Below are 18,332 nucleotides of genomic sequence, written 5' to 3'. Positions count from 1 at the left end.
GCCGTAGTCCTAGCTTAGAAAGCGAAAGTTAGTTCGTCGGGGATTTGATCATTGGTGCCGGGATCGTGCCGCCGTTGAGCTCGCTGTCGTTGAAGACCGGACGCCCGTCATCAGCGACCTTGCGAGTTGCCGCCTCTTCCTTCGCCTCGGACTTCGTGGAGTCCTTGGAATCCGATGCCTCATTAGAGGTTTTGGATTCGTCCTTGGAATTCTGCCCCACGGTGGGAGCGGGAGCCTTCGACTCGCTCTTTTTCGTGTCAGCCTTCTCGCGGATGCTTTGTCCTGGCAACGGGAGCGTCGCATAATTTGCGGCGTTTCCTTCTGCAGTGACGGCCTTGTCGGCTGATTTCTTGATGCTGTTGTCTGACAGGTCGACGAGACCCGGTGCTCCCGGAGCCACCAGGCCTATCGCTTTGGCCTCCTTGGCGAGCGCCTGTGGAGCGGACAACGACTGGGCTTCCTTCAACAACGCTTGGTTCTCCTGAGAGAGCGCGCGTTCTTGGTTTCGCAAGGAGACGATGTCGTACTGGCGCTGCGCGACCGAGGTATTCATGAAAACGAGCGTGACCATAACCGCGAAGGCCAGCAGGACTAAAGCGATTACCATGACGAGCATTGAGCGTTTATTCGTCTCGTTCATTCGAGGAACGAGCGAGAGCGTCACACGCTGCCGAGGGTCATTGCCAGCCAGTTCGCTCGCCGCCACCGGCTCCGGACGAACATCGCGAGCGGCGCTACCTTCTACAACCGGCTGTGCGGTCATAGCGGCAGTCTTCAATACTCGACGTTGGGCTCGTTGGCTCATGGCTAGCTCCTTTTCAGAACTCTTTCGACCGCCCGTAAGCGGGCCGATGCAGCGCGTGGGTTTTCTGCAATTTCTGCTTCGTTCGGCTTTTCGGTGCCCTTAGTCAGAACCTTGAATTCAGCCTTGTGCTCTTCCAGCTCGACCGGGAAGCCCGGTGGCGCGGAGGAAGTTGAGCCCTTCACGAAGTGACGTTTGGTGATCTTGTCTTCCAGCGAGTGATAGCTCATCACGACCACTCGACCACCAATATTCAATGAAGACATTGAGGCAGGAATAGCCCGCTCCAGTACATCGAGTTCTTCATTGACCGCAATACGCAACGCTTGGAAGGTCCGCTTGGCCGGGTGGCCGGAAGTACGAGCGGCAGCAGCTGGAACGACTGTTCGGATCACGTCCACCAGTTGGGCGGTGGTGGTGATTCGTTCTTTATCCCTGGCTTCGACGATTGCGGTGGAAATTCGACCCGCGAATTTCTCTTCACCCCACTGCCGAATGATGCGCAGCAGCTTTTCACGGTCCAAGTCGTTGACTAGATCTTCGGCAGTTGGACCTACCGAGGTGTCCATTCGCATATCCAATGGTGCATCGTAGGAATAGGCGAATCCGCGTTCGCGTTCGTCTAATTGAAGCGACGAGACGCCCAGATCAAAGAGGACACCATCGATTCCCGGGTAGCCGAGGTCTTCGACAACATCTGAAATTTCGTCGTACACCGCATGAACCAAATCAACGCGCGAGGCGTAGGGCTTGAGCCGTGCACCTGCAAGTTCGTGGGCTTGTTCATCGCGGTCGAGGCCGATCAAGTGGAGGTTGTCAAAGCGCTGGAGAATGGCTTCGGAGTGCCCGCCCATTCCTAAAGTGCAGTCCACGACGATTGCCTTGCGTCCGGCGGCGTTGGCGCGTTCGATGCCCGGTGCCAAGAGATTGACACATCGATCCAGTAATACCGGAACGTGTCGTTCCGATGCGGGTCGTTGAGAATCTTGATTCGGCACTGCGCCCCCTTTCGCTATCGTCGTGTTCGCTGGATTCAGATCCCCCTCCAACCTTGTAACGGCGATCTTCGATCTGGCTCCGGGGAAGTGGAGCCAGAGCAAGTCCCCCTGAAGGTGGCTGGAGATCTCAACCCAGCGCTCTTACCTGATGTGGATGTAAACCGGCTCCTGTTGGAGCCTTAGTCTTCATCCGTTTCGGAAAATACGTCTTCCTGTTCCTGCAAGTACTGCTGCCATGCCGTGGAGTCCCAAATTTCTATGCGGTTGCCCGCACCAATGACCGTCACTTCACGGTCAAGGTCTCCATAGTTTCGCAATACTTGAGGAATCGTGACTCGTCCTTGCTTATCCGGCACTTCGTCGGAAGCTCCGGACAAGAAAACACGTGCATAGTCTCGCGCCTTACGCGAGGTAAGCGATGCCTGAGCTAATTGCTCATGCTGCTTCTCGAACTCTCGTTGGCTGAAAACATAAATGCAGCGCTCCTGCCCACGGGTCAATACGAGTCCGTAAGACAGATCGTCACGATATTTTGCGGGGAGAATCAGCCGGCCCTTTTCATCAAGTCGGGGCGTGTAAGTTCCAAGGAACATGCACACCGCCTTTCATGTGAAGTGGCTGGAAACCCCAATTCCCTCTACTGCACTCCACTTTACTCCACAACCCTCCACTGTCAACGCAATCCAACCGTTTTCGCGAGGGGTTGGACATAAAAAATGCCGTGTTTTGGCGGGTTTTTCCCAGCATGCGCTGTGGAGGGCTCCAGGGGCGAGAACGTGCGCACCTCGAAATTCGACCAAGAAATTACCGAGATACCGCTACTTTCGGGCCTTTTGGGTGAATGGGGAGGGCGGTGGAGGGAGACGGGGAGGAAAGTGGGGAATCGTTAGGAAGCGGTGAGAATGTGTTTCCTAGGAATCTGCCGAGAATCGACGTAGCGCGTGTCGACGGTTGAAATGACCGTTAAAAAGAAAAAGAGGTGCAACCCCAATAAAGGGTTACACCTCGTAAATAAGGATTCTAGCCGTCGGATTGGTCCCGCTTGCGCTGATTCCATTTTTCTTCCAGACCGCTCATGAACTGCGAGTTTCCCGGGCCGGATGATTTTGAATCGGCTGGCGCCTTCGCACCACCAACCTTGCCTGCTGCGGACTTGGCCAGGCCCAGCAGTACCCCACCGAACATGACGGCGAAACCAACAACACCCACGATGATGAGCTGCTGCGAAATGCCATAAATTAGACCAGCAAGCCCAACTATGACCAGAAGCGCGCCGAGTGCAATGTTGCGCGTTGAAAGGCGACCACTGCTAGCTGGAGCTTTCATACTGGAGGCGAAGCGGCGGTCTTCGTGCAGCTGCTTTTCCAACTGCTCCAACAGACGTTGCTCGTGCTCTGATAGCGGCATCGTCTTCTCCTTCCAATCACTGCTGTAGCGGTCATCCACCGCCTACAGGTATAACGCACAACCACTTGGAAACGTTCCAATCGGTATTTGCTACCTACTTATTAGGATAGTCTCTTTTACCGCTACCCTGCTAGTTGATCTTCAGCTCTTTCAGGCAACTTCATAGCTACGCCGATTAAAGCTATTTTTCTTTGGGTCGAAGGAAGCGGGCCGGAGCTAATCCGGAGTCAGGGAATCGTTGGCTTATTTCGTCCGCAACCCTCTCAGCTTCGCGGGTTTTGCCCTCCGCTGGATCCAAACTGAGCTGAATGCCCAACTCAGGGTCGCTTAGCCTTTCTGCCTTCACTCCCACAAGCCGTACCGGCTGCGGCAACGGAGTCATCCGACGCAATAGTTCGATGGCACTTTGACTTATTGCGGAAGACGAGTCTGTTGGCGCGGCCAAAGTACGGGATCTTGTTACGCCAGTAAAATCTTGGTATTTCAGTTTGAGGCCCACTGCGGATGCGGCTTTATTGGAGGCGCGAAGCCGCTGGCCTATCCGGTGTCCTAGTCTGAGCAATTCTTCTTCCAGCAATTCGAGGTCTGCAATATCGCCGGCAAAGGTATGTTCGGCAGAAATGCTCTTTTCTTCCCTTGTGGTCTGAACTGCTCGGTTATCGATGCCATGGGCCAGCAGGTGCAAGGAACGGCCGTGTTCACCAAAACGTTGGATCATACGTGATTGGGGCTCGTCGGCTAATTGCTCGATAGTTTCGATCGCCAACGCGTGAAGTTGTTCTCCAGTTTTCTTCCCGACACCCCACATCGCCGATACTGGCAATTGATGCAGAAACTCCGTGGTTCGTTCTGGTGCGACGACGATCAGCCCATTGGGCTTGGCATGCGTCGAGGCAAGTTTTGCGACAAACTTGTTTCGAGCAATGCCGATGCTGGAGGGTAGATTCAATTCCTCGGCCAGGTGGGCGCGAATTCGGTGAGCGATCGCGACCGGGCCACCGAGCAACCTCATGCTTCCGGTGACGTCAAGGAACGCTTCGTCGATACTTACTTGCTCAACCAAAGGCGTAATAGTCTCAAAGTAGTTCATGATCTGGGCAGAAACCGCAGAGTACACCCCATGCTGCGGTTCGATAATCGTTGCCTGCGGCATCAAGGCGATTGCTTGGCTCATCGGCATAGCCGATCGCACCCCGCGTGCCCGGCAATCATAGGATGCGGATAAGACTACGCTTCGGCCATTTGGAAATCCGACGATCACCGGTTCATGCCTTAACTCGGGACGCTCGCGCAGCTCTACAGACACGAAAAAGGCATCCATATCCACATGCAAGATCGCGCGGTTTTCCAAGACTGACATATCTACAGTCTAGTGAGCGTCACCGACGGATGGCTGGCAAGTGTTAGCAATCCAATATGGGGCCATTCTGCGCTCTGCTAGCAACCCATAAAGATAACGGTAGAGTTGAAACTATCCGTTAGCAGTTCACGCTTAGAAAATGGTTTTGCATGTCGCCGTCTGAATCTCTGTCAGCCCTCGTGTCAGAAGCCGGGGAGGTGAGCCGCACGTACACCGATGCGGTCGCTCATCGCCTGGAAGACTTCTTGTCGTCAAAAAGCGAAGAAGTTGCTCAGATTACTGCCAGCGCCACGGAAATCGTCAACAGCATTCAAGATCTTACTCGTGGCGGAAAGCGGCTTCGTCCGCTATTCGCCTATTGGGGGTTTCTCGGGGCTGGAGGTCAGCCCGACGACGAGAATATTGTTCGCCTGGGCATAGCTCTAGAACTCTTCCAGGGTGCCGCGCTCATCCACGATGACATTATTGACAACTCAGATACTCGTCGAGGCAAACCGAGCGTACACAAGCGCTTTGAGGCCCAGCATTCTTCGCTCGGATTAACTGGGAACGCAGCACAGTACGGCGTAGCGAGCGCCATCCTCACCGGGGACTTGTGCCTATCTCTGAGTGAAGAAGTCTTTGCCGGGATTGACAGCCTAACGCCAGGCACCCGGGCGATCTTCAACAAGATGCGGCTGCAAGTCATGGCGGGACAATATCTGGACGTTCTTGAAGAGTCCGCTGGCTCTGCCTACGATCCGGCCGAGGCAGTTAAGCGCGCTCGCACCATCGTTCGATACAAGTCCGCAAAATACTCGACGGAGAATCCCTTCTTGCTTGGTGGCGCATTGGCTAATGCGAGCGACGAACTCTTGGAAAGCTATAGTGCTTTCGCTTTGCCCTTGGGTGAAGCCTTCCAACTACGGGATGACGTTCTCGGAGTTTTTGGCGATCCATCGGTCACCGGAAAACCTGCTGGCGATGACCTTCGCGAAGGAAAGCGCACCGAATTGATTGCTCATGCCTTGGCGCTAACCGTCCCGGAGGAACGCGAGTTTATCCAAACTCGCCTCGGTGCCCAAAACTTAAGCGATGTGGAAGTTGCCAAAATGAGCAATATTTTGCGGGCGTCTGGCGCGCTGCGGGAAACCGAGTCCAGTATCAGCGATCTGACTACGCAGTCACTGGCAGCACTAGAACGCATCGATGTCGCTCCGCTTCCTTTGGCCGGAATGCATTATCTCAGCGATGCAGTCACTAAGCGAAGCAAATGAACTCTTCGCGCCTCCAAGAACCCGTTACTTCAAAGATTGCTAGCTGAGCAAAGCGCCACCGAATCCTCCTGGAACTCCAATCGCCTTGAACGAGGTACTACTCGGTGAGTCAGCGTAATGCGCGATCTAGGTAGGGTCTCAGGAAAATAACAGAGGTCTCGACCACGTCCAATGCGTTGACGTGGCCGAGACCTCTCTTTTATAAAGACTTTATGGTCTTGTCGAAGGGCCTACCAGGCGAGGGCTTGCGCACGACGACGGATCTCGGTTTTTCGTCCGGTGCGCAAGGCATTCATTGGTGTTCCTGGCAACGACTCATCTTCGGTAAATAGCCACTTGATGGCATCTTCATCCGAATATGCGGCGTCTTGAAGCACCGACAGGGTTCCTTTGAGGCTCTCCACTACAGCGCCGTCAAGAACGAAGTCTGCGGGGATTGACCGCACATGACGCTCACCGATCCGTACGGAAATGATAGCGCGCTCATCGAGCATGCGGTGGACACGTCGAATATCGACGTCAAGAATTTCGGCTAGGTCCGGCAGGGTTAGCCACTGGCCAACGGTTTTTTGAAGTTCATTCACCTCTAAAGGTTCCCACAAATTAGTGAACGGTGCAGAAACTTTAATCCCGACGAGCCACAATGGTTTCCATGCGCCACAGTAGTAGTGTAAATTTTCATGTATCACTTTGATAACAATTGCCACATGAACAACATTGGTGCCGTTACCTAGCATCGTTCGAGTGAAAGTTGTTACCTACACCCCTGATTTGAGGATTGACCCCATGCCACACGAATCGAGCTATGCAGCTAAGCATGCGCTAGGCGTCGTAGCAGGCGCGGCTATACCTGCCGCAGTGATCGGCAGCCTGGCCCTAGCCCCCGCAGTTCAGGCGGCTCCTGTTCCATTGACTCTGAGCCCAAACTCCTTATCGCCAAAAAGCGTCTCACCAGAGACCGTCAAGATCGCTGAAGACCATATCAAGGCGCATCTGCTCGCTTCTCGTGTTTCGACTATGGGACTTCCTGCTAAACGCAGCATCAAGGAAATCAAGGTCGAGCCAGGCTCGTCGTTGTGGAGCATTGCCAGGGAGTATGACACTTCCGTCTCCGAGTTGAAGAAACTCAACAATCTCAAGAACGACGTTATTGTTGCCGGAAAGACTCTTAAGGTTCCGGGCAGTGCTTCCTCATCACAGGAGAAGTCAAAGTCCCAGAGCACTCGAAGCTCGTCATACACGGTCAAAAATGGCGATACGCTTGGGGCAATCGCCGCGAAGCACAATATGAGCTTGTCTTCGTTGCTGAGCAAGAATGATATCTCTGCTAGCTCGCTGATATTCCCAGGCGACAAGCTCACCGTTTCGGGCAGCTCCAAGTCCTCTTCGCCAAAGAGCGAAAGCAAGAACCAAAACTCAGGTTCAAGCTCTTCTGCCTACACGGTCAAGAGCGGCGACACCCTCGGTGGCATCGCAGCCAAGCACAACATGAGCCTCTCAGCCCTGTTGAGCAAGAACAACATTTCAGCTTCGAAGCCAATCTTCCCAGGCGACAAGCTCACCGTTTCGGGCAGCTCCAAGTCCTCTTCGCCAAAGAGCGAAAGCAAGAACCAAAACTCAGGTTCAAGCTCTTCTACTTACACGGTCAAGAGCGGCGACACCCTCGGTGGCATCGCAGTCAAGCACAACATGAGCCTCTCGGCCCTGTTGAGCAAGAACAACATCAGCGCCGGCAAGCACATCTTTCCCGGCGATAAACTAATCGTTTCTGGTGGATCTTCGAGTTCCAAAAATTCTGAGAAGAAGAGCGAACCGAAGAAGTCCGGCAACGCAACCTACACCGTCAAGAGCGGTGACACGCTCGGCGGTATCGCTGGCCAGCACAATATGAAGCTGTCGGCGCTGCTTAACTTGAACCCGCAGGTAAGCACCCAATCTCCGCTGAAGATTGGTGAAAAGCTCAAGGTCTCCGGTTCCTCGGTACAGCCAAACGGCAATGTCGAGAAGAAGGAAGACCGCAAGATCGGCAATACTTTTGAGGGGCGCACCTATCCGGATGCCACCGTCAATGATGCCAATCAGAACAAGAACTACTTAGATTCCGTCTCGGTCCCAAGCCGTGATGAAATGAAAGCCATGATCCGTTCGACCGCTAACAGCATGGGTGTTGACCCTGCACTTGCCATGGCACACGCCATGCAGGAATCTGGCTTCAACATGCGTGCAGTCTCCCCCGCCAACGCCTTGGGCGCCATGCAGGTTATTCCGAGCACCGGCGAGTGGATGTCGTCCCGGCTCGGACGCGATCTGAATTTGCTGAAGCCACAGGACAATGTCGCTGCTGGCGTGGCCACGATCCGTTTCAATCTGGATAACACCGATAGCTTGGATGATGCAATTGCTTCGTACTATCAAGGACTCGGAGGAGTCCGAAAGTACGGGATGTTCGAAGACACCAAGCGTTACGTCGCGAGCGTCAAATCTTTGATGAAGCAGTACAGCTAAACCCAAAGAGTAGTGGGGGCAAGTTCTTTAGGAACTTGCCCCCACTACTCTTTAACAAATTACTTCTTCGCCTATGCCGTGTACTGCTCGCGCCGGTTGCGGTGTAGCGGCATTTCTATGACAACCTTTGTTCCTTGCGGTTCAGATTGCACCCACTGGATTTCACCAGATAATTCGCTGGTGACCAAGGTGCGCACGATCTGCAATCCCAAACCTTCACGCCGTGGACCGTCTGGCAGGCCATGTCCGTCATCTTGAATCACCACGCGCAGCCAATCTTTACCGTCATGTCCGCGGTACCGATTCGCGAGGAGTCCAACTTCGCCATCCCTGTTAGCTAATCCATGCTCCACCGCGTTTGTCACCAGTTCGTTGATAACCAACGACAGTGGTGTGGCCAAATCGGCATCGAGCATTCCGAATTCGCCTTCGCGCCGCGTAGCAACGCGCTGACCCGGAGAGGCAATTTCGACAATGAGCCGGAACTGACGATCCATCAGGTCATCAAATTTGACGGTTTCGTTCAGGCCCTTGGACAAGAAATCGTGAACCGATGCGATAGTTGAAACGCGCCGCATAGCCTGTTCGAGTCCTTGCTGACCCTCGACTGAGTTCATCCGCCGCGATTGCATGCGCAATAGAGCCGCCACGGTCTGCAGATTATTTTTTACCCTGTGGTGAATCTCGCGAATCGTCGCGTCTTTGGTGACAAGTTCCTTCTCGCGACGTCTGAGCTCAGTGACATCACGGCAAAGCACTAGGGCACCCCAACGTTTCGATTCGTCTCGAAGCGGGATTGCACGAAGAGACAGGGTGACCCCGGAAAATTCGACTTCGGTACGCCAAGGCATTTTGCCTTGCAGCACCAGTGGTAGCGTCTCATCGACAACGCGCCGGTCACTGACCAGGGCCATGGTGAGATCCGCGAGCGGTTGACCTTGAAGAACTTCGGCCGCCCCTAGCCGGCGGAAAGCCGACACTGCGTTCGGGCTGGCGTATTCGACCACCCCGTTGACGTTGAGCCTGATGAATCCATCACCGACACGCGGCGCGCCGCGGCGTGAGCCGGTAGGGCTTGCGAAGTCCGGCCACAGCCCGCGGGTTCCCATGGTGAGAAGGTCCTCGGCGCTCTGCCGGTACACGAGTTCCAGGTTCGAGGGCGTACGTGCCTGATTTGGATCAAAGTGTGAGGTGATCACGGCAACAGGGCGGTGCTGGCGCACCAAGGGAATGGCTTGGACCGAAGTTAATCCGGAAATCAGATCAGCGCTTGGTTGCTCGGCAGATTTTTGCACGCGTTGGCTGTCCCAGGCATGGTCGACCATGAGTCGCAAATCTCTACGGATCCGCTCTCCCACAAAGTCCGTGTGGAATACGGTGTGGGAGGTAGAAGGCCGTACGTGCGCAAGCGCGACATAGGACCCGTCGCCGGTGGGGAACCAAAGAACAAGATCAGCGAACGCCAGATCTGAGATCAGTTGCCAGTCCCCCACCAGCAGGTGGAGCCAGTCCTCATCACCGGGCCCGAGGTTTGCTTGTTGACGGAGTTGCTCGGTGATGAGGGCCATTAGGGGGTGTTACCTCCGGACGATGGAACGCAGAAGGCGAAGGGCTACAGACAGCGACGCCATGTCGTCGCGTCCGAGGCTGTTTACTTCAGCAAACATTGTCTTCGCACGATCAAGGTTAGCCGTGTTTGCTTCTTCCCAAGCTGCAACACGCTCTGCCGGACCGGCAATCTCCGCACCGTTGTCCAACACGTTCAAGGTCAGATCAATGAGTGTCGTATACAGGTCGTCACGCATTGCTGCACGGGCCAACGCCTGCCAACGATCCGAACGCGGCAGCTTAGTGATCCGATTGAGCAAATCGTCGGCGCCAAACTGGTTGTACAACACGAAGTAGGTCTCGGCGACCTGCTGTGCCGAATACTCGGTACGACCAACCAGTTCGGCGATATCCAACAATGTATAGGATTCGAACTGAGAGGCCCACATGCTTGCTCGATGCTCGTCGATCCCATTGCTGATCGCATCAAGCTGCCATGCGTTGTAACGTTCGAGATCCGACCCGCGCAACAGCGTCGGCAGGCTCTGGCGCAACTCGCTGACGATCGGTTCATAGTTGCCTACGATTTCTTCGACCGGCTGCTGCTGATCAACGCGGTTGATGAACCAACGCGTCGTACGATCAAGCAAGCGACGCATGTCGTGATGCTGTCTTCCCCAGTACGCCACCTCCGTACCAGCGGGTTGGAGGTTGATCGCAGCGAATTGCCGGTCGAAACCATAGATTTCACGCAACGCGGTGAACATCTTGGCGATCTGGACTTCGTTTGCACCGGTTTCTTCCATGGCACGGAAGACATAGGTGACCCCACCGATGTTGATGATGTCATTGGCAACAACAGTCGCAATGATCTCCCGGCGCAACGGGTGAGTTTCCAGCTGATCGCCGAAGCGATCCACTAGCTGCTGCGGGAAGTAGCGGCGTAATGTCGCTACGTAATACGGATCATCCGCCAGATCGGATTCAGCCAGCGCATGCGCGAGCTGAATTTTGGCGTAGGCGGCCAGCACCGAAATCTCCGGCGCGGTCATCATCTCACCAGCGCTCTTGCGCTGTTCCAGCTCCTCGCTACTTGGCAGGAACTCCAGCTCACGATTCAGATCAGCGTTTTTTTCCAGCCACTGCATCAGTCGCTCGTAGGCGGGAGCCCAGACCTTGGCTGCATGCTTTTCGTTCAGCAGTAGCACGTTCTGATCAAAATTGGCCTGCAGCACCAGGTCGCCCACATTGTCCGTCATCGACAACAAGAAATCGGTGCGTTCTTCAGCGGTGAGCTTTCCCGCCTTGATCTGCCGGTCTACGAAGATCTTGATGTTTACTTCACGGTCCGACGTATCTACACCGGCAGAGTTATCGATGGCGTCGGTATTGAGGATAACGCCATTGCGGGCTGCCTCGATGCGGCCAAGCTGCGTCATGCCCAGGTTTCCGCCCTCGCCGATGACCTTGACGCGAATTGCGCCGCCATCAACACGGATCGCGTCGTTGGCGCGATCGCCCACCTGTGCGTGTGTTTCGGCGCTGGATTTCACATAGGTTCCGATGCCGCCGTTGTAGAGCAGGTCAACTGGTGCCGACAGAATCGCCTTGAGCAATTCGTTTGGGCTCAGCTTAGTGACCGAGGGGTCCAAGCCCAGGACTTCGCGTACCTGCACGCCAATCGGGACCGACTTCAAGCTGCGGGAGTAGACTCCGCCGCCTTCGGAAATCAGTTCCTTGTTGTAGTCTGCCCAGCTGGAGCGCGGAAGATCGTATAGGCGCTGGCGCTCGACAAAGGAGGCTTCCGGCGCCGGGTTTGGATCTAGGAAAATGTCGCGGTGGTCGAATGCGGCGACCAGCTTCACGGTACGGGTGCGCAGTAGTCCATTGCCAAAGACGTCGCCTGACATGTCGCCAACGCCTACAGCGGTGAACTCTTCACGCTGAGTATCCAGACCAAGCTCGAAGAAATGGCGCTTGACCGATTCCCATGCGCCACGGGCGGTAATGCCCATGCCCTTATGGTCATAGCCTACGGAGCCACCCGAGGCGAAGGCGTCACCCAGCCAGTGGCCCTTCTCCTGCGAAATCGAGTTGGCGATGTCTGAGAAGCTTGCTGTGCCCTTGTCCGCGGCCACTACCAGATAGGTGTCATCCCCGTCGTGGCGCACCACATTAGCTGGTGACTCGACGTGCTCGCCATTTTCATCGGTGACCAGATTATCGGTCAAATCCAGCAAGGTCCGGATAAAGATGCGGTAGGAGGCTTTGCCTTCTTCCATCCAAGCTGCCCGATCTACTGCCGGACTAGGTAGCTGCTTGGCGTAGAAACCGCCCTTTGCTCCGGTAGGCACAATCACCGAGTTCTTGACCATCTGCGCCTTGACCAGACCCAGCACTTCGGTGCGGAAGTCCTCTCGACGATCGGACCAGCGCAGGCCACCGCGGGCAACCGCACCAAACCGGAAATGCACACCCTCGACACGTGGCGAGTAGACCCACATTTCATGCCTTGGCCGTGGGAATGGGGCAAAGTCAATCTCTTCGGGTGCGAGCTTGAAGGCCAGCGCGAGACGTTCGGTGTAGTAGTTCGTCCGCTTGGTTGCCTCTATGACCTTTACGAAACGGCGAAGCAGCGTGTCCGCGTCTAAGGTAGGCACATTTTCAAGTGCTTCGTCGATCTGAGCCAGAGCCTGATCCCGTGCCGAAGTTGAAGCCGCAGCAGAGAGCGAAGGATCGAAGGTGGCATGGAACAAATCGACGATACCGTGTGTCACTGCCGCATTGTTGACCAGGGTCGATGCGATGAATCCGGTGGAATTCGAAATGCCAAGCTGCAAAAGGTAGTGCGCGTAGGCACGAAGCATGGCGACTTCCTGCCAGGTTAACCCTTCACGCAGCACCAGCGCATTGAGCTTGTCCGATTCGGCGGCGTTGCGAACCACGGCAGAGTAGGCGTCGGCAAGTTTGGTTTCGATGGTGGCGAAGTCGATTTCTGGATCAACCTTCAGCCCCATGTCATAGATGTACCGCTCGCCGATACCTTCGGGGTTCAGCTCATACGGGCGCTCATCAACCACATCAAGGCCCAAATCCTGCAGTACGGGCAGGATCCCTGAAAGCAGCAACGGCCGGTCTACAAAGATTTTCATTCGCTTGGTGACAGCGGAATCTTCGTCATTGGCAGCATCGTAGAAGGAAACGACTGGTCCTTGCTGATCCGGAGCATCAAGCTCCTCCAGCAGATCAATGTCGGCCAGTGCATCTTCAATCTCAAATTGCACCTTGTACGCTGCAGGGAATGCGCCGGCCCACGAATTGGCCAGGTGGTTGGCTTCGCCCGGTTCGAGACTATTCCGTGCGGTGTCGGTAATCGCGTCGTTCCAGGAGCGAACTGCCTTGGCGATTCGATTCTCCAACGCCTTGCGATCCACCACCGGGGTCAACCCATGGTGCTGAAGGCGAAGTCGATAGAACAGCCGGACCAAGGCGCCGGCTCCGAGCTGCGCTTCATATTCGGTGGACACCGGATTGAAGCTGGAATCCAGCTCTTTTTCGATACGCTGTCGCACATCGGTGGAGAACCTGTCGCGTGGCAGATACACCATTGCGGTCACAAAGCGCCCGTAGGAGTCAGTGCGCAGGAAGACCGAGGTGCGGCGACGCTCTTGCAGACGCAGAATGCCTAATGCAATTTCGGTCAGGTCGTCTACCGAGATCTGGAACATTTCATCGCGCGGGTAGGACTCTAGGATCGTGACGATGTCCTTGCCGGAGTGCGAGTCTCGGGCGAATCCGGTACTTTTCAGGACCGCTTCGATTTTTTCACGCACCACCGGTACGGTTTTCACACTCGAGGTGTACACCTTGGTAGCAAACAACCCAATGAAGCGACGCTCACCATTGACTTCGCCGCTGGCATCGAAGCTCTTAACCCCCACATAGTCCAGGTAGACTCCGCGGTGCACGGTGGAACGCGAGTTCGCTTTGGTGATGATCAATGCGCGCTTGTCGCGGGCCGTCGCGCGGCCACGCTTGGTCAGGTGCTGTGGGCCCTGGTCCTCCAGGGATCGCATGAGCCCTAGACCGCTTCCTTCACGGGCAACGAGTACGTCTTCCCCGTGCTCCGTGGTCAGATAGTAGTCGCGGTAGCCCAAGAAGGTGAAACGACCGTCCGACATCCAGTTCAGCAGCTCTACCGCTTGGTCGAGATCGGCAATCTCGCCTGCATTGGCGGTCTGCGGCAGCGTCTGGGCAATGCTCTTTGCACGATCCAGCATTGCGGGCCAGTCCTGCACGGCAACCCGCACGTCGGCAAGGACCTTCAGCAAATTTTCAACGATCGTCACTGCTTCATCGTCGGAGAGGTCGCGTGCGACTTCTACCGAAATCCAGGATTCAACCTTGGTATGGGTGTCGAGCGAGGTCAGCGTGCTGAGATCCGACAAGGCAGCCGTATCGCCACTGGCAACGTGCTGCAACCCCGTGTGCGACAGCTTTTTGATCAGTCCGGTGTCTCGATCGCGGGAGACCACGAAAGTCGGGTGCACGACGAGCTGAATTGGGGCTGAAAGCCGGACCAGTTCCGCGGTGACCGAATCAACCAAGAACGGCATATCGTCGGTGACGATATGTACCACCGAAACACCATTGTTGCGGGTAATAGATACATTGGCCGTATCAACGTCGCGGCCATATCCGATTTCCAAGTGTGCGGCTACTCGCGCCTCGAGCTCGTCGGGCGTAAACGCCGCGACATCTTCTCTAGCGATTTGGCCATAGTACTCGCTCACCAACTGCGAGGTGAGTGTCGCATCCATAAATGATTCTGACATGCTGGATTCCGACGAGTTCAAGTGAACGCCTCCAAGAACGAAGTTCTAATTAATCCGCGTCTTTGCGGATCTCCGATAGAAACCACACTACCGTGTTTTCGAGTACCAAAGTTCAAGGTTTCAGCCGATTCGACGACTCAGTCGCTTCCGTCTCTTTTCCGTGGATTTAATGCCCAGCAAACCCCGTATTTCAGTACGCAATGTACTCTTAGGGGCGATTTCAGCCAAGGGCGATCCGGCTAGTAGCGCCGCATTGCAGCTCACCACGTCTTGGGGCAGGTATCCAGCGATGCAATGATTGGGCCCGAACCGATCCCAGGTTTCCAGGAGACGCCGTTTGGGGCTATGCCCGGTATTCGCAGCACCGAGTTTATTGAAAACAATCTGCAGACTCACTCCGGGGACTTGATCTTCCAATTCATCGATCGCTCGAAGGGCGCGCGGGATCCCTACGCTATCTGCGGCGACAACCATAAATACTTCATCCGAACAGCGAAGCATCTCCACGGTGACCGCGTTGCGCTGAGGCGCTTGGGTGTCAAAGCTCAGTTGTTCGTCCATTTCCACCTGCGATGCGACATCAAGCACCACCAAATCATTGTGTTCACGCAAGACACTTGTCGCACGACGTAGCGCAGAGGCCCTCACCTCCGGCCACCTGCTTGACCGGGGCAGACCGGTCGCTACTTTGAGTATCGCAGTACCAACTTCGACGCTCAAGCAAGTTGCATCCAACCTTGCAGGTTCGCGTGATCCCGAGTCAATCACGCGACAAAGCTGCGCGATAGATGCGGATTCATCGAGCAGACCCAGCTGTATGGAAATGGACGCGGCAAAAGTATCGGCGTCCAGTATCACCACCGTTTTTCCTGAGAGCGCGGCTTCCACAGCGTAGTTCAGCGCCACCGTGCTTCGGCCCGGTGCACCCGCCGCGCCCCAAAAGCAGACAATTTTTCCGGTCGACAATGTCGCTTGCGCGGAGGCCTCGGTGACCTGTGCTTCGTCTAACTCATCGGGATGCGTCAATTCACGAAGCGCCTGCACCACGAGTAGTTCTAGCTCCAGCATTGGAACGCTCTCAATTACTTCGAGCATTCCTTGGGTGGTGCCACCGCTTCGAGGTTTTTCGTCCAGCAGTACCAGCACCGTTTGTTGCGAAATCACCGCGTCGATCTGTTCCAGTGGCGGCAGCAGCTCCCGACCGGACACCAACAGCACGTCTGTTGCGCCCACCGCACAGGCCGCAACGGCCTCCGCAATATCTTCACATACGCGAGTGACCATCAACTCGCCGCGATACCCTTCGATTTGGCGGACAACGTGTTCACCATTTCCCAAGACCACCACCGAGATACTCATTGCTGGGTACCGGCTGGATTGTAGATCACGATAATTCTCGATTCGTTAGCCAAGGCTTGAAGCAATGGCTCGAGATGGTCGGGTTCGACGAGCAGCTCCAGATTGGTACCGTTTTGATTCACGAGTCCCCCTGCGCGGGCAACCCGTGCAGAGACTTCCACCATGCTTGCCAACTGTTCTGGAACTCCGTACGCCGAACCGCCCTTTTCACGTTGGGCAATCCATACATCGACGAAACTACCCGGGGTAATCGCCGGCGTAAGATCCGCTGGCAGATCAATATTGATTGGCCGGCGGGAGCCCAATTCGTTGTGCGTAATGGAGTCGTTCGGGATGAACTCACCGGCTCCAATGAAGGTATTGGCGCGGGCGTTGGTAATGAGCTCCGGATTCGCTTCGAGGTATTGAACACCGGATTCCCCGAGTTTCACATTCTCAGTTCGAAGATTTTGCGTCGAGAGTTCTTCTCCCAGAGTGATGTTTGCTCCGGCTACATAAACCTCTGTGGTGTGGTTCAGTTCGCGCACGAGATAAACCGTGCCAACCACTGAAGCCACGACCAGGACCGCGCCCAGGGCCAATCTCGGGTCCTTCCACGTCGGTCGCTTTACTCGCGGTGCGCTAGCAGAACGGGTCGTGCCGGTGTTCTGTTCGCCGCTCATGCTCTGTCCTTTGCCCGCGCTAGCTACTTGTTTCGAGAGCCTACGACAAGTTTCGGTTGGTGTGAAGACCTATTCCGGGGCCTGTGGATTATTAGACATCGACGACTTGGACCCAGCCGACCGTATCTAGCGGCAGGAGCTGATAGCCGGTGATACTGCGATCACGCGCGTAATCGTCTCTGGGATGAAGCGCAATGATGAGAAAGTCTTTACCTACCTGCGACAAGGTTCCTTCGGCTATTGGCTTGCCGTTGATGTCATATGCCAAGGTTCGTTGGCGATCACGCAGCACGCCGCGAACCACGGTGGAGAACTTTACTGGCGATAAGCGCCCTGCGAGGTTAGAACCGATCTGATTCATTTCCAGTGAACGCAGCGCCAAATTCTTCACCAGCCAACGCTTGCCTTCATTTTCGAGGCAGAAATATTCTCTACCGATGGGGCCAAGCCTTGCGTTTATTTCGTATTCGCCGGCCAGCTTCAGGGCAACTGCCGATCCTTGAAGCCGAAGCAAGCGCTCATGCATTTGCTCTGTAGCTCGTTCGATACGAATACATTCCGCTACCTCTTCGCGGAACTGTGCCGCCAGTTGGGCTTCGGCCTGGGCCTCAAGATCTTCAAAAAGGGAATCCCATCGCATGCGCCCACTGTACGAGAGAAGAGTTTTTCGGGAAACCCTCTTCCATAAAATCAATTAAAGTGTCATCATCTATATCTAACTATAGCAAACTGCATCAAATTACATAAAAAGAGGCGAGATGGATGTTCCGCTTAAGGAAGACTTTCATGGTCGGTCTGCTGACTGGTGCAACGTTGGTCATCCTGTTGGCCTTGGCCGAATGGGCCGTACGTTCACGGCCCCACTTCGATCCAGCTGGCGACCTGTCGCAGAACTTGCTGGTGTTATTTCTGCTTGGCACCGGAGTCCTCTTTGGTGCGTACCTGATTTTTTATGCTCTCCTGCGCGCGGCAATTAACGCGGCACGCCACGGGCATGGCGGCTTCTTGGAATTGTTGATCCGGTTGGCCCCAAGCTTGGCTCACCGTGCAGTGGGCCCGATCTTAGGAACAACGTTGGCACTGTCCGGAACCGGCATTGCCAACGGCGCGACGACTCCTCACCCGGATATCTCGCACCACCAAACCGGGGAGCTGGCATCTTTGCCACACAGCCCAGAAACTGCCTCAGCACAGCCAAATACCGAAATCCCAACACCGGGCTGGTTTCCTGGCTCACTGAGCATTCCTATGAACCGACTTCTGGGATCCGGGAATGACCGAAAAAGTGCCTCTGCGCAACCGGATCATGTAGTCGTCGCATCTGGACAAACCTTATGGAGCATCGCCAACGACTTGCTCAACAGACACGGATCGCCTGCCGAGATTGCCGAGCTTTGGCCGCAAATATATGAGTTGAACCGCCAGGTGATCGGGGAGGACCCAAATCTGCTGCGGCTTGGTATCGAACTGCAGTTGCCCAAAACCGACTAGGGAGGAAAACACCGTGAGCATCGAGTCAGAGCTGCTTGCCAACCGGACAAGAAATAGCAGGGCAGGCAGCTGCCCAAACACACCGCTACGCTTCACCGCAGAACATCGC

14 protein-coding genes are annotated in these 18,332 nt (G+C 55.4%); 3 read left to right on the top strand and 11 right to left on the bottom strand.

Annotated elements, in window-relative coordinates; all coding sequences use genetic code 11:
• Positions 1–28: 28 nt before the first annotated feature.
• The 5 genes from CQ019_RS02700 to dinB all read right to left on the bottom strand — a co-directional run bounded on the left by CQ019_RS02700 (position 29) and on the right by dinB (position 4,567).
• Positions 29–805, bottom strand: coding sequence for a hypothetical protein (locus CQ019_RS02700; RefSeq protein WP_146112413.1), 777 nt, complete (start codon positions 803–805; stop codon positions 29–31).
• Between the two features lie 2 nt (positions 806–807).
• Positions 808–1,800 (bottom strand): 16S rRNA (cytosine(1402)-N(4))-methyltransferase RsmH, encoded by a 993-nt coding sequence (rsmH, locus tag CQ019_RS02695; protein ID WP_105552438.1) that lies wholly within the window; start codon positions 1,798–1,800, stop codon positions 808–810.
• A 179-nt stretch (positions 1,801–1,979) separates the two neighbouring features.
• The gene (mraZ, locus tag CQ019_RS02690) at positions 1,980–2,393 is read right to left on the bottom strand and encodes a division/cell wall cluster transcriptional repressor MraZ (RefSeq protein ID WP_105552439.1); all 414 of its coding nucleotides are present in this window, start codon (positions 2,391–2,393) and stop codon (positions 1,980–1,982) included.
• A 427-nt stretch (positions 2,394–2,820) separates the two neighbouring features.
• A complete protein-coding gene (locus tag CQ019_RS02685; protein ID WP_105552440.1) occupies positions 2,821–3,207 on the bottom strand; it encodes a DUF3040 domain-containing protein in 387 nt (128 codons plus the stop codon).
• A 181-nt stretch (positions 3,208–3,388) separates the two neighbouring features.
• Complete coding sequence (dinB, locus tag CQ019_RS02680; RefSeq protein WP_181148229.1) at positions 3,389–4,567, bottom strand: DNA polymerase IV; 1,179 nt, start codon at positions 4,565–4,567, stop codon at positions 3,389–3,391.
• 149 nt (positions 4,568–4,716) lie between these two features.
• Here dinB and CQ019_RS02675 point away from each other — a divergent pair, with 149 nt between their 5' ends.
• Complete coding sequence (locus tag CQ019_RS02675; protein WP_105568868.1) at positions 4,717–5,823, top strand: polyprenyl synthetase family protein; 1,107 nt, start codon at positions 4,717–4,719, stop codon at positions 5,821–5,823.
• A gap of 230 nt (positions 5,824–6,053) precedes the next feature.
• Here CQ019_RS02675 and CQ019_RS02670 read toward each other — a convergent pair whose 3' ends face one another.
• On the bottom strand, positions 6,054–6,407 hold the full coding sequence (locus CQ019_RS02670; protein ID WP_096286571.1) for an Rv2175c family DNA-binding protein: 354 nt from the start codon (positions 6,405–6,407) through the stop codon (positions 6,054–6,056).
• Positions 6,408–6,609: 202 nt separating this feature from the next.
• Here CQ019_RS02670 and CQ019_RS02665 point away from each other — a divergent pair, with 202 nt between their 5' ends.
• On the top strand, positions 6,610–8,328 hold the full coding sequence (locus tag CQ019_RS02665; RefSeq protein ID WP_105568867.1) for a lytic transglycosylase domain-containing protein: 1,719 nt from the start codon (positions 6,610–6,612) through the stop codon (positions 8,326–8,328).
• Between the two features lie 71 nt (positions 8,329–8,399).
• Here CQ019_RS02665 and CQ019_RS02660 read toward each other — a convergent pair whose 3' ends face one another.
• The 5 genes from CQ019_RS02660 to CQ019_RS02640 all read right to left on the bottom strand — a co-directional run bounded on the left by CQ019_RS02660 (position 8,400) and on the right by CQ019_RS02640 (position 17,372).
• A complete protein-coding gene (locus CQ019_RS02660; RefSeq protein WP_105568866.1) occupies positions 8,400–9,896 on the bottom strand; it encodes a sensor histidine kinase in 1,497 nt (498 codons plus the stop codon).
• A 9-nt stretch (positions 9,897–9,905) separates the two neighbouring features.
• On the bottom strand, positions 9,906–14,711 hold the full coding sequence (locus tag CQ019_RS02655; RefSeq protein WP_258133828.1) for an NAD-glutamate dehydrogenase: 4,806 nt from the start codon (positions 14,709–14,711) through the stop codon (positions 9,906–9,908).
• A gap of 120 nt (positions 14,712–14,831) precedes the next feature.
• Complete coding sequence (locus tag CQ019_RS02650; protein WP_105649571.1) at positions 14,832–16,070, bottom strand: hypothetical protein; 1,239 nt, start codon at positions 16,068–16,070, stop codon at positions 14,832–14,834.
• Positions 16,067–16,651 carry a hypothetical protein gene (locus tag CQ019_RS02645; protein WP_105552446.1) on the bottom strand — a complete coding sequence of 195 codons (585 nt, stop codon included), beginning with the start codon at positions 16,649–16,651 and terminating at the stop codon, positions 16,067–16,069. The genes CQ019_RS02650 and CQ019_RS02645 overlap by 4 nt, the downstream gene beginning before the upstream one ends.
• Before the next feature lie 172 nt (positions 16,652–16,823).
• A complete protein-coding gene (locus CQ019_RS02640; RefSeq protein WP_105568864.1) occupies positions 16,824–17,372 on the bottom strand; it encodes a hypothetical protein in 549 nt (182 codons plus the stop codon).
• A 191-nt stretch (positions 17,373–17,563) separates the two neighbouring features.
• Here CQ019_RS02640 and CQ019_RS02635 point away from each other — a divergent pair, with 191 nt between their 5' ends.
• A complete protein-coding gene (locus CQ019_RS02635; RefSeq protein WP_146113300.1) occupies positions 17,564–18,223 on the top strand; it encodes a LysM peptidoglycan-binding domain-containing protein in 660 nt (219 codons plus the stop codon).
• The last annotated feature ends 109 nt before the right edge of the window (positions 18,224–18,332 follow it).

This window comes from Arthrobacter sp. MYb229, assembly GCF_002975405.1.
GTDB lineage: Bacteria > Actinomycetota > Actinomycetes > Actinomycetales > Micrococcaceae > Glutamicibacter.
This window is presented reverse-complemented; position numbering and strand designations above follow the sequence as displayed.

Coding starts and splice junctions, on each gene's coding strand:
- mraZ (WP_105552439.1), bottom strand. CDS start 2,393: ATGTTCCTTGGAACTTACACGCCCCGACTTGATGAAAAGGGCCGGCTG.
- CQ019_RS02665 (WP_105568867.1), top strand. CDS start 6,610: ATGCCACACGAATCGAGCTATGCAGCTAAGCATGCGCTAGGCGTCGTA.
- CQ019_RS02675 (WP_105568868.1), top strand. CDS start 4,717: ATGTCGCCGTCTGAATCTCTGTCAGCCCTCGTGTCAGAAGCCGGGGAG.
- CQ019_RS02640 (WP_105568864.1), bottom strand. CDS start 17,372: ATGCGATGGGATTCCCTTTTTGAAGATCTTGAGGCCCAGGCCGAAGCC.
- CQ019_RS02655 (WP_258133828.1), bottom strand. CDS start 14,711: ATGTCAGAATCATTTATGGATGCGACACTCACCTCGCAGTTGGTGAGC.
- dinB (WP_181148229.1), bottom strand. CDS start 4,567: ATGTCAGTCTTGGAAAACCGCGCGATCTTGCATGTGGATATGGATGCC.
- CQ019_RS02650 (WP_105649571.1), bottom strand. CDS start 16,070: ATGAGTATCTCGGTGGTGGTCTTGGGAAATGGTGAACACGTTGTCCGC.
- CQ019_RS02700 (WP_146112413.1), bottom strand. CDS start 805: ATGAGCCAACGAGCCCAACGTCGAGTATTGAAGACTGCCGCTATGACC.
- CQ019_RS02685 (WP_105552440.1), bottom strand. CDS start 3,207: ATGCCGCTATCAGAGCACGAGCAACGTCTGTTGGAGCAGTTGGAAAAG.
- CQ019_RS02660 (WP_105568866.1), bottom strand. CDS start 9,896: ATGGCCCTCATCACCGAGCAACTCCGTCAACAAGCAAACCTCGGGCCC.